The 12493-nt window shown below is 37.0% G+C and carries 6 protein-coding genes; 1 reads left to right on the forward strand and 5 read right to left on the reverse strand.

Annotation, left to right across the window (positions count from 1 at the left end):
- Nucleotides 1-895 precede the first annotated feature (895 nt).
- The 3 genes from BP621_RS08070 to BP621_RS08080 form a co-directional block, all read right to left on the reverse strand.
- Nucleotides 896-2929: a putative Ig domain-containing protein gene (locus BP621_RS08070; protein WP_292389043.1), complete on the reverse strand. Its 2034-nt coding sequence runs from the start codon at nt 2927-2929 to the stop codon at nt 896-898.
- 998 nt (nt 2930-3927) lie between these two features.
- A complete protein-coding gene (locus BP621_RS08075) occupies nt 3928-5403 on the reverse strand; it encodes a right-handed parallel beta-helix repeat-containing protein (protein ID WP_292389045.1) in 1476 nt (491 codons plus the stop codon).
- An 865-nt stretch (nt 5404-6268) separates the two neighbouring features.
- Nucleotides 6269-7453: a glycosyltransferase family 4 protein gene (locus tag BP621_RS08080; RefSeq protein ID WP_292389046.1), complete on the reverse strand. Its 1185-nt coding sequence runs from the start codon at nt 7451-7453 to the stop codon at nt 6269-6271.
- 205 nt (nt 7454-7658) lie between these two features.
- Between BP621_RS08080 and BP621_RS08085 the strand changes: the two genes are divergently transcribed.
- Entirely contained in the window at nt 7659-8864 is a 1206-nt protein-coding gene (locus BP621_RS08085) for a glycosyltransferase (protein ID WP_292389048.1), read from the forward strand.
- 343 nt (nt 8865-9207) lie between these two features.
- Here the strand turns inward: BP621_RS08085 and BP621_RS08090 are convergent, their stop codons facing one another.
- Nucleotides 9208-11277 carry a hypothetical protein gene (locus tag BP621_RS08090; RefSeq protein WP_292389049.1) on the reverse strand — a complete coding sequence of 690 codons (2070 nt, stop codon included), beginning with the start codon at nt 11275-11277 and terminating at the stop codon, nt 9208-9210.
- Nucleotides 11278-11464: 187 nt separating this feature from the next.
- Entirely contained in the window at nt 11465-12478 is a 1014-nt protein-coding gene (locus tag BP621_RS08095) for a glycosyltransferase family 2 protein (RefSeq protein WP_292389050.1), read from the reverse strand.
- Nucleotides 12479-12493: the final 15 nt, after the last annotated feature.

A 12493-nucleotide genomic window follows, 5' to 3' on the forward strand; every position in this document is an offset into this window, starting at 1 on the left:
TAGACAGATATACATGTGGTGACGTATCAATACCCCCACAAAAGTTATTACTGTTTGTCAAAATTTTACTGAAATTAATTACTTTGTTTCCTGAATGATAGACAAGATTTTGTAGATAGTCTTCACTATCCGACATTCAAGGCTATAGAAGTCCCTGGAGAAATTATTCATAGCGAAGGCTACTGAGTTCTATCAAATGAATGAATAAGAGATTCAGAATAAATCTCCCTGTTTTAGGCCAATTCCTCGAATTCATCTAGGTCCCCCCATGAAAACATAGAGAATAGATCAGTTTTTGGTCTGTAACTAAATTTATGGAGTGAACACTGTAAATTATACCACAATGTTATAAAAGTATTTGCACGGTTTTTTAAAATAGTTAGATAGTTTCTTAAATATTTAGAGAAAAAACAAGTGCCTGGAACGAGAAAAACCAAATAAAAATACGATTTTTTTTAAATCTATGCAAAAAGAAATTTTCCGAAGTAAAATTTATCGTTACTTTTAGTAATATTTTAGATTTTGTTGGCAAAATCGACTTTTGTTTACTGCCATAAAAATGAGAATCATACAATTTAAAGAATAGTTTTACAAATTAGTAAAAGTCAAAAAGTAGAGATTAAGATTCTATAAAACGATGGAAGATTAGCCAAGAAAAAAGATTGAAAAATAGAAGAGGAGTATAGAAGCTAGAAAGGAGCATAGAAGTTAAGCGTAAACATCTGATATTCATAAGAATACTGTCAGATTACACCTCTCTAGTATCTTTCTTTCAATTCCATTCTAGCTACATTCTTAAAATATCCTGATTTTTTCTCTCCAAAAAGCTTTTTTGTCTAAAGCTATTTTACCACAAGTCACAAATTTTTTGGGTTTATTAGAATTTACTGATTCATTAATTATTCCTCCAGTATGCAGATAAATTATTAAAACTGAGACCTTCAGAAGAAATTTCGTAAAGGTAGTTGTTGTATACGTCAGAGAGATTTGAAGAAGTCTCTTCAACCACGCTTATTATTGCGGAGAGATTTAAAGAGGTCTCTTCAACCACGCTTGTCTCTTCAATCACGCTTATTATTGCAACTTCAGAATCATTGAACATACCATCATTTACCTCAAAAGATATTGTGTAGTTTCCTTCCTGTCCGTCTGAAGGCATCCAGCTAAAAGCCCCTTTTTCATCAAAACTTGCACCTTCAGGAAGACCTGAAGCTGAGTATGTAAGGTTATCTCCATCCGCATCAGAAGCTTTCACTGTAAAGTTCAAATTGTCTCCAATCTTAACTGTAGCTTCGGGAATAGATTCAATAACTGGACCCTGTATCTCAACAGAAAGATCTTCGGAGTATGTAAAGTTACTTTCATCCGCGTCAAGAACTTCCGCTGTAAAGTTAAGATCTCCTCCAGTTTCATTTGTAGCCTCGGAGCTTGAGTCCGTTAACGAGGATTGTATAGTTTTTACTCCTGAAGCCGACAGAGAAGCATATATTGAATTTCCATATCTTCCTATATTGATCCTGTTACCATTGGGTTCTGGTTCTTTAGAATAGTCAGAGGATCGATAACCGGCATCAATACAGGGAGAATGAACTTTGTCCTTAACCCACTTTTTTCCATTCCAGTGGCCTGAAACTGACTGGAGATGATAATCATGATTTTTCTGGTCTACGAATAGTGGGTTTACATAGATATCAGTTTTCGAGGTGCAGCCTTTATAATTGCCTGCTGCATTGTTGTAGAGGCAGTTATTTTCCAGCACAAAGTTATGGTTCTTGGTGAGGTAATTGATCACCCCGTACCCTGTTCCACTAGGTGACTTTGTACGTTTCTGGGTGTTTACAATTATGTTGTTACGGACAATTGTTGTGTATTTTGACGAGTAACTTGGAGAATAAACTTCTGGATACATATGAATAACAGCAGCATGGTATACGCCATCAAAAACATTATTTTCAATTAGAGTATCATGGAATCCACTGGCTACAATACCTCCAACCCAAGTAATGCTAGGATTAGTGCCTGTGCTGTAGAAGACATTATGATAAATATGGACATTTTTCCCCTTGTCTTTGGTAGCAGAAGAATCATAGTTGAAAATCCAGATTCCAGGTCCATAGGTATTATGAATAATATTATCGTAGATTTCTATGTCATCCATAATACCTGCAGACTTTTCGACTTGAACAGCCGACCCACCTGCGCTCCAATGGTAGAAAGAATCGATCACATTATCGTGGAATTCTACGTGGTTTGTGTTCCAGATTCTAAGACCGCTGTTAGTCCTGCAAGTTATTTTGTTGTTCCAAGCCTTTACATTCTGGCACTGAATTGCAAACAGACCGTCGTGTCCGAGCTTATATATTCTGTTGTTATAAAATTGAATATTTTCTCCGGATTTTATCCTTAGTCCATCTCCAAGCCCATCGTGCATATACATATTGTATACTTTTACGTTATTACATTTAGTAAAGTAAATCACATTATAGTATCCGTCACCCTTATCCTTTTCGGAATTTCCGTCATGGTTTCCATTAACCTCAAATCCTCTTATTACAATGTTGTTATTTCCTGAACTGCTCATCTGCTGGATCATAGGTTTCATTGGAACCCAGCCTGCGTGATTAGCCAGCTTGATCACAGCAGTTGAATCCCCTTCAAGAATAGTATTGCTGCCGATTAGAAGAGTATCATCAATAACATACGTAAAAGGACCTTTGAGGTGGACAGTGGTATATTTAGAGTTGCCTGCTACAAATTTAAGGGCTTGATTTATCTGTATATGATCATCTTTTCCATCGCAGTTAAAATCCCCACTACCGTCCCCTGCAACATAAACAGTTGGTGCAGGACTTCGGCATGAGGCAGTAGGAACGCTTGCAAGAATAAAGCAACCTACCAATAAAAGGATTCCTAGTTCTCTTTTCAGCATCTATATCACCTGAGACTACTAAAAGAAATTTATTAATTTAATAGGAGAGAAGAATCAGGTAGGAAAGGACTCATTTGTCTACAAAAATAAAAACTGTCTACTAGTAACTAGACAAATTTCTTACGCTGTCCTCTGAATAGTGGATGAGATTTTTCAAATAGTATCCACTCTCCGGCATTCAAGGCTATAGAAATCCCTGGAGAGATAATTCATGGCAATCGCTACTGAATCCTATCATATGAATAAACAAGAGATTCAGAATAAATCTCCCTGTTTTTCAGGCCAATCCCTCGAATTCACCTAGTCCCCCCATGAAACCATAGTGAATAAATCGGTTTTCGGTCTGTAATTAAATTTCTATAGTCAACATCGTAAATTATATCGTTATGTTATAAAAATATTTGTGCAGTGTTTTTAAATTTTTATCCAGTGGTTAAAATTATAAGAAAAGTCAGTGAAAATATTGGACAAAACAAGTCAAAAATAGCTTTATTAAAATTCACTGATGGCCTCAAAATTCTAACAATTTCTACAATTGGATAGGGATATTTTTGACTTTAATTCAGATAGCAAACTATTCCAAATTTATTTATGACTAGGACTTACGCACTTCACATACAAAACCAAGAACAATAGACGTTATAATTAAATATTAGTCTTAGACGGTTAAAGGTTTAAAGCTATCGATTTCTCGTTTCAATCGCGTAAGTCATAATGAGTTAACTTTATCGTCAAATAAATTATCCAATTGTAGAATCAAATGTAGTTTTGAAACAGTTTGTTCCATTGAGACAGTCTGCTCCACTATCATAAAAGGATATTATCAACTGATGTCGTTGCATCTATACAGAATTTTTTCAACTCCCTCCCAGATATAATTCTCAACGATGTATCTGGTTTCTCCATAACGGTTCAGGTACTTGTATCGATGTTAATTTACTACTGCAACCTCAGTTCTTTGGGATTCTCGATAGAAGTAGCAACACAGAAATCAACGCTTAATGCTTTGATTTTGATGCATAGATTGTGTTCCCATACCTTCCTATGTTAATCCTGTTTCCATTATCCTCAGGTTCTTTGGAATAGTCAGAGGATGGGTAACCGGCATCAATGCAGGGAGAATGCACGTTGTCCTTTACCCATTTTTTTTCATTCCAGTGACCTGAAACTGACTGGAGATGATAATCGTGATTTTTCTGGTCTACAAATAGTGGGTTTACGTAGATATCAGCTTTTGAGACACAGTTTTTATAGTTACCTGCAAAGTTCTTGTAAAGGCAATTATACGAAATCGCAAAGGAGTGTGTTTCAGGGAGATAATTGATAATTCCATATCCTGTCCCACTTGGGGACTTTGTACGCGTCTGGGTGTTTACGATTATGTTGTTACGAACAATTGTTTTGTATTTTGACGAGTAATCTGGAGAATAACCATCGGGATACATATTAACAATAGCAACATGATATGCGCTGTCAAAGACGTTATTTTCAATTAGTGTGTCATGGAATCCACTAGCTACAATACCTCCAACCCAGGTAATGCTAGGGTTAGTGCCTGTACTATAGAAGACGTTATGGTGGATGTGGACATTTTTCCCCTTATCTTTGGTAGCAGAAGAATCATAGTTAAAAAGCCAGATTCCAGGTCCATAGGTGTTATGGATAACATTATCGTAGATTTCTATGTCATCCATAGTACCTGCAGACTTTTCGACCTGAATGCCTGGCCCGCCTGCACTCCAGTGGTAGAAAGAATCGATTACGTTATCGTGGAATTTTACATGGTTTGAGTTCCAGATTCTAAGACCGCTGTTAGTCCTGCAGGTTATTGTATTGTTCCAGGCCTTTACGTTCTGACACTGAATTGCAAACAGACCGTCGTGTCCGAGCTTATAGATCTTGTTGTTATAAAATCGGACATTCTCGCCATATTTTATCCTGAGCCCGTCTCCGTGACCATCGTGCATATACATACCGTATACTTTTACGTTTTTGCAATGGAGAAAGTAAATCACATTATAGTATCCGTCACCCTTAGCGAACTCGGTGTTACCGTCATGGTTCACATTAACCTCGAATCCTCTTATTACAATGTTGTTATTTCCGGAATTGCTCATCTGCTGGATCAGTGGTTTCATTGGAACCCAGCCTGCGTGATCAACCAGTTTGATCACAGCAGTCGAATCCCCTTCAAGAATAGTATTGCTGCCGATTAGAAGAGTATCATCAATAACATACGTAAAAGGACCTTTGAGGTGGACAGTGGTATATTCAGAGTTATCTGCTACAAACTTAAGGGCCTGATTTATCTGTATATGATCATCTTTTCCATCACAGTTAAAATCTCCACTGCCGTCTCCTGCAACATAAACAGTTGGTGCGGGACTTCGGCATAAAGCGGCAGGAACGCTTGCAAGAATAAGGCAACCTACCAATAAAAGGATTCCTAATTCTCGTTTTAACATCGATATCATTTGAAGGTGATCAGAATAAAATTCATTAATATCTTTGATAGTTAAATATTCGTGCAGTGACGTATTCACAACTCCGCAAAATGTATGATTGATTGTTAAGAACTTGAGTAAGTGTATCAGTTTTTCAGACCTATTGGACAAGATGTTGCAAAGATTATATACTTTCAGAATTTGAAGGCTTTATATACACAAATTTTTTCTGAAAGCGTAGAGAGTAAATATGTAAGAACGTTTTTAAGGGTAAGGCAACTTATCAATAAAAAGATTCCTAATTTTTGTTCTAACATAGAAATTATTTAATATTAATCATAACAAGTTCGTAATTATCTCTGGTAGATAGATATTTGGGAAGTAACACTGTTATACATATACAAAATTTGGAATAGTTTGTTAAGAATCTTTACAAATTAATTAATTTGTATATAATTTAGACAAATCTTGTAAATGATATCTATATGAGTTTAAAGACTGTAGAAAAAAGTGCTAAAAAAATTATTCATAGTGAAAACTACTGAATCAAATTAGGTGTGATATAGGAATTCGGAATAAATCTCCTACTTCTCAGGCCAATTTCTCTAACTTACACAAATTCTTCTTGAGAAAGAAATTTATTGTCCATTTTTAATTCCTTGCAGTAAACAGTGTGATAAATATCATGTGTGATAAATATCATATAATTGCCGGACTCTGTTACGCAGAGCTGTAATATGTTAAATTAATGAAGAACTACAGGATTGGAGGGTAGTAGTCTACTCAAGTCGGAAAATGCCGTAAATTACAAAACTACCCTTTTAGCCTGCGTTTGTTTTATGAAACGCAGCTATAGAATAAAGCTGCAGATTTTCCTTTTGCGAGTCATAAAGAATTAAACGATATCTTTGCATATGTCCAAGATCTTTCTTGCAACTCCATCCCAGTTGTGATTCTCAACGACATATCTTCGACCTTTCTTTCCCATAAAGGCCCGGGTATTTTCATCGAGAAGTAACCTTATTACAGCAGTTGCAAGTTCTTTAGGATTCTCGGGAGTTACTGAAATTCCGCCACATGAAGCTTCAATTAAATCTTTGACTCCTGAAATACTGCTTGCCACAATCGGCTTCCCACAAGCAAGATACTCATACGTTTTCAACGCTGAAAGTCCTATCTTCGAGTTCCTTTCCTTAATGAAAGGAGCAACGCAAACATCGGCCGCGTTGATATAGAGAGGAACCTGTTCGTAGGGGATTCTTCCGGTGAAAGTAAATTTATCCGAAAGCCCTAACCTGGAAGTTGTTTCCATCAGTTTATCCTTCATAACTCCGTCCCCAACAATAAGAAAATGAGCATCAGGACATTTCTCCAGAATTAAAGGAGAGGCATGGATGAGAAATTCAACTCCCTGCCAGGCTGCAAGGTTCCCTACAAAGCATACGTACTTTTTCGAGTTTTCAAGCTGCAACTTCGCTCTTGTCTGTTCGGAATCTAGAGGCTTGAATACATCGGTATTTGCCCCATTGTTAATAACATAGATTTTGCTCTCAGGAACAGAGTATAGTCTCACAAGCTCGTCCTTGAGCTTATCCGTGACAGAAATAATTCTGTCACAATGCCTGTAATTAAAATTCTCAGAGCAGAGTGCCAAATAAGAAAAAACTTTATATGCGAAAGACTGTGAATTCGGATCGACCTTTAACTCATCCAGAACTATCCCATTGACTTCTACTATTGAAGGAATCTTTAGAATTTTACATAGAAATATGGGAAATAACGGAAAAGAATTCTGGCGAAGATAAAGCACGTCAGGCCTGTTTTTTATGCACGAATAAAGAAGGTAAAAGGAAAGCATAAATTCGTAAGAAGGCTGTACAAGATATTTATTGTCTATTACAGGCACGTATTTTATCCCTGGAAGAGCACGGTCTACGCTCTTCTGTCCGGGTGCAAACAGGACTATATCAGTATATTTTTTCAAATTCCTTAGAAGTTCAAGAATGTGAACATTCGAACCTGATTTAGTATTGAAAGAGCCGTAATAAACCAGGAAAATATTACTTACTTTTTTAAACATAATGGTAGCCGGTTACCAGAATAGCAAAAGTAGTTAATTAGTTTATCCCATAGCTTTATTTATTATTTATTCCAGTTCAGCAACGACAGTTTAGTATAAAACCCATGGACAAGAATTTAATGCATTTTGGAGAGAAGTATTTATAGGATTAATTCTCTCCTCTGTCTGCTTTTGATGCATCCGAAGCGAAAACGAGCAAAAGATTATGAAAGTATTGGAAGCATGTCAGGAATTTCCTAACAGGTATTATCCTCAACTTGGGACATTCATAAAACAGAGTATAGACTCAATTGCAAACCAGGGCGTAGATGTTACTGTAATTTCCCCAAAACCTTTCGTCCTTCCTTTTTCCGCATTTCCGTATCATAACTTTTTTAAACTGCCACGGATTGAGCATACCGACAAATATGACCTTCACTATCCACGCTATGTATATGCCGTTCCTAAAAAATATTTTTATCCCATAACAGGGTTTTCATACTCTCACTTCGTTTTCGAATACGCGATTAAAAATATAAAGCCAGAGCCAGACTTGATCCACGCACACTTTTCATATCCAGATGGATACGGAATGATGAAGCTTGCAAAGAAATGGAGAGTTCCTCTTGTAATAAGTGCACTTGGCACAATAGAAAGGAAAGTCGCTTATGAAGGCTCCTACACATCAAAACAGATTATAGAAGCAATGAACTTTGCAGATAAGGTTCTTTCTGTTAGCGAGGATCTCAAACTCCACATAGTAAATCTGGGAATAAACGAAGAGAAAGTTCATGTGGTTCCAAACGGTGTTGATACCGTAAAGTTCAAACCAGTAGGAAAAGCACATGCAAGGAATCTACTAAATCTGCCGCAAGATAAGAGTATTGTCCTATTTGTAGGAGCACTTAGAAAAATAAAAGGTGTGGACTATCTGATTGAGGCTGCAAAGGACTTTGTGAATACGAATACTGATCTTTTTATGGTAGGCAGGGACGACGGCCTGAGAAAAAGTCTGGAAAAAAGAGCACAAGAGCTCAAAATTGCAGATCGCATTAAATTCACTGGGCCCGTAAACCATGAGAACATCCCGCTCTGGATCTCAGCTTCGGATATCCTAGTATTGCCTTCCCTTTCAGAGGGTAGGCCAAACGTAGTACTTGAAGCCCTTGCCTGTGAAATCCCGGTCGTAGCAACCGATGTCGGCGGGATACCTGAACTAATGGTCGATGGAGAAACAGGCTACCTGGTACCTGCAAAAAATCCTGTAGAGTTATCCAGAAAAATTAATAAACTGCTTGAGAATAAAAGCCAGAGAGAAAACATGGGGAAGCTCGGGCGTAAAAGCATAATTCAGAGAGGACTTACCTGGGAAGCTCATGCCAAAAAGACTGTGGATATATATTCAGAGCTTTTGGAGAAAGCTTCGAAGTGAACTACCGTTAAGCTAAAGACTTAGCAGCTTCCTAATTCATAGATAACCATTGGCATCTCCAAAGGCTTTAATTCAGGCTGAACCATCCGTACTGAGTCAAAAAATATAAAAAAGGACTTGATTTCTTTTTTTCTTTTTTTCAGTCATAAAGCTTCTTAATATAGGAGCTTTTAAAATCAGTTAACAAACCGATTTTTGTTTATTTAATTCTTATAAAAGTAGTAAAATCAAATTGCGGGTGACCACCCCACCCTAAACAGGCTGTCCGATAATTACTAACAGTAATAAACGAATGCCTGCTCTTTCAATTTAAAGATCTTAAATCTTTCTTTTCGTTATCTTTTTACTCTAAAATTGAATCGTCGGACACCCTGTTAACGGACGAGGTATTTGTGACCCCGCTTCTTCCCGATGTAATAGATTTCAGGGAATCAGTCAATCCCTGATGTGGAATATAAATGTCTATCGATGGATTTGAATAAATTTTGTCAAGGCCCTTGAGGTTGTTTTCTAGCTTAAGCTTGTTTTCGGGCAGCGACTGATAAAAATAATTGGCAGTGTCTTTCAGGGTGCTTTCCTCACTGCCAAAGTATAATCCACTCCTTAGAAATTCTTTGTTTCTGAGAACTATATAACCTTTGTATTCTGGGAGTTTATTTACATCACCGATTCTGTAATTATTGTAAGACGAGATATTCAATGCCGCAGATTTTGCAGGGATCAACGGGACATAAAAGAATCTTGAAGCATAATAATCGGTATAAACTGAATTAGTTGAGGATTTGATAGGAACATATTTGAAAATATGATTAAAGCCACTTAACTCTTCGGAAGTAAAGTATTCGTGTTTTGCTTCTTGACCAAGACAATTCGAATCTGAAACACTGTAGATCGAAGAGACTAAAACAAAAGTAGAGAACAATAAGATCACTAAGAAAGCGGAGTTTAATTTCTTAGAGGAATACTTAGCCATATAATTCCAGAAGATATACAATCCGTACCCCATTACGAAAGCCATAAAGGGACTGACGAAAAGCATAAACCGATCAACTCTGAAGAGGACTTTAAATTGCCAGATCGTATTGAGGGGATTGGGAATATAAAGTATTAGAGTCAACAGAGCAAATAACCCTAGCACAGAAGCATAATTTTTTTTGTAATTTTTCAGGAGAAAACCTATTCCTATCAAGGCAAAAAATAAAAATATCGATTTATCCAGAAGCCCTATCAAATCAATCAAGCTTTCCTGAAGAACTTCTGAACCTCCCGCAGTCAGAACCATAGAATCCAAAAACTGGCTCTGCAAACGGGGAGCCAGGCTCCTCTGTACAAATACATATGCTGCAAAGAACCAGTAAGTAGTAAAAATGACATTAAGCAATATAAAATATGATTTGCTAATGTAGCCGCCATTCCCTATCATATATTCCGATGCAAGAAGAATGATCAGCAATAGGACAAACTGTAGAAGGGAGACATTGTGAACTAAAGTTATAAAAACTGCAACAATTACTGAGAGGGTTTTTAAGGAAAATTTGTCCTTTTTGAAATTGACACTATAAATCAGGTACAATAATACAACGAACATTATGAATGCCATTGTGCGGGTGATTACATTTGTACCGTAATAGAGTACAGTAGAACTTGCGGAGAACAGTACGCATGAAAGGAGTGAGATCTGCCTGTTGTTTGTTATGTAATTAAAAAGGTAATAAAGGAAAATTATGGTTATTGCATAGATAGGTGCAGTTACCAGAAAAAGTGAGTTCTTTATGCTTATTTTCAGGATCTCAGAAGCTTCTGCAATAAGCACATGATAAAGAGGGAAGTAAGCGTAATCACTTAAAGAAGTTGGAATTATTTTTCCGGTAAATGAAGTAACTTCCGAAATAAATATGTGGGGTAGGATGTCTGTGGTACCGACATAGAAATCATAATTTAAAGTCACACTGAAAATTAAATTACCTGCGATTAAGATAGATTCTGCCAGAATAAGGGTAGGATTTACATTTTTAGAGAAAATTTGGAAGAATACTGACAGATAAAGCCCTAAAATAAAGAAGAAATAGTACAGCGGCCTGCTTCCCGGAGACAGCAAAAGTACAACTATGGAACCAATATAAAATATCCCGAAAAGGTACGTAAGGGACTTTGTACTAAGTGATGGAAAGAGATCGATATCGTGCAAACTTACATCTTTTTTGTAAAGGAACAGTATGAAAAGACAGGAAAGGATTGCAGGTATTCCTGTAAATAGCCCCCGAAGTGCATAAGCGAACTTTCCGGTTGCAAACATCCATAAGAACGCAAATATTACTGCGAAAATTATAGCTAGCGGAAACAGAAAAGAAATTGACCTCATTAGACGGTCATTATCTAATTTGAATCCTGCTTCTTTGCTTAATCCGAGCATACTATCTCCCTGGCTTAAATAATCGTAATTTAATAAATTGAATGAACCTGGCATCCAAACTTCTGTGTTTGAAAATCAATGGGAGTTCATCAGGGCTTTATTGATTAAGAAGATTTTGCCCTGAAAAGCCTCCAAGATATTCAAATATTTCGGTTTATTTATAAGTAAATGAAATAATTCGTGATTATTAAATATCCGAGCAGGAACTGACTTTTGAGATCAGAGGAGAATTTGTAAAGCTGTACAAAAACCCCAGCCCATAAGCAAAGTGTTGCACAGGAATAATAAACAGGGCAAAAAGACCGTATTTTGATTTCATTTTATAGGTAACTTGGATTGAGGTAACAAAGACAAGAATAAAGTACATGACAGCGAGTGCAAGAAGAAGTACGATTGGAGTAGAATATTTGATAGAAGCGATAAGCAAAGTGACTGCAAACACGATGGCAATCGAAGGCAGAAAAGCGTACCAACGGACAAATTCTCCATGCTTCTTGAAAAGTTCTGCCATCCACATTCCATATTTAAACATCCTTACGGAAAAGGATTTGAAAGTACCTCTTCTATGATGCAGGACCTGTGCTTTCGGAATGTACAGAAATTTGTTGCCTTTCTTACCAATTCTGTAGTTTAGGTCACAATCCTGGCCCACTATAAACCGTTCGTCAAAACCCCCAGCTTCCTGAACTGCAGCTTTTTTGTACATTGCATTGCAGTTAGGAAGAGAGCCAACATAATGCTTTTTTGTGGAGTTTTTGGACTGAGCCGAGCCTCCAGACCCCAAGAAAGATTCCTGGGCATATCCCACCACCCTGCCAAATACAGGATCAGTATCAAAGATCAGGTTAGGGCCTCCAAAACACACAACGTCATCTGGAGAGGCTTGCATTTCATGGACAAGAGCTTTCAACCACTGGGGATCGACCTTACAGTCTCCGTCAGTAAACGCAACAAGTTCTCCCTTGGCATTCTTCACACCAAGGTTTCTTGCCGCAGCAACATTCTTTTTTTCATTCAAAAAGAGTTTGACAGGATATTTCTGTATTATATCCCGCGTTTTGTCGGTGGACATACCATCAACGATAATAATCTCGTAAGAATCTCGCGGGTAATCTAGATTAAGAAGTGACTCAATACATTCTTCAATGAATTTTTCTTCGTTACGAATACCTACTACGACTGAAACAAAAGGGTATTTCATGCAAATTGACCCCGT

It is taken from the genome of Methanosarcina sp. UBA5 (assembly GCF_002505485.1).
GTDB lineage: Archaea > Halobacteriota > Methanosarcinia > Methanosarcinales > Methanosarcinaceae > Methanosarcina.

Coding starts and splice junctions, on each gene's coding strand:
- BP621_RS08095 (WP_292389050.1), bottom strand. CDS start 12,478: ATGAAATACCCTTTTGTTTCAGTCGTAGTAGGTATTCGTAACGAAGAA.
- BP621_RS08070 (WP_292389043.1), bottom strand. CDS start 2,929: ATGCTGAAAAGAGAACTAGGAATCCTTTTATTGGTAGGTTGCTTTATT.
- BP621_RS08085 (WP_292389048.1), top strand. CDS start 7,659: ATGAAAGTATTGGAAGCATGTCAGGAATTTCCTAACAGGTATTATCCT.
- BP621_RS08090 (WP_292389049.1), bottom strand. CDS start 11,277: ATGCTCGGATTAAGCAAAGAAGCAGGATTCAAATTAGATAATGACCGT.
- BP621_RS08075 (WP_292389045.1), bottom strand. CDS start 5,403: ATGATATCGATGTTAAAACGAGAATTAGGAATCCTTTTATTGGTAGGT.
- BP621_RS08080 (WP_292389046.1), bottom strand. CDS start 7,453: ATGTTTAAAAAAGTAAGTAATATTTTCCTGGTTTATTACGGCTCTTTC.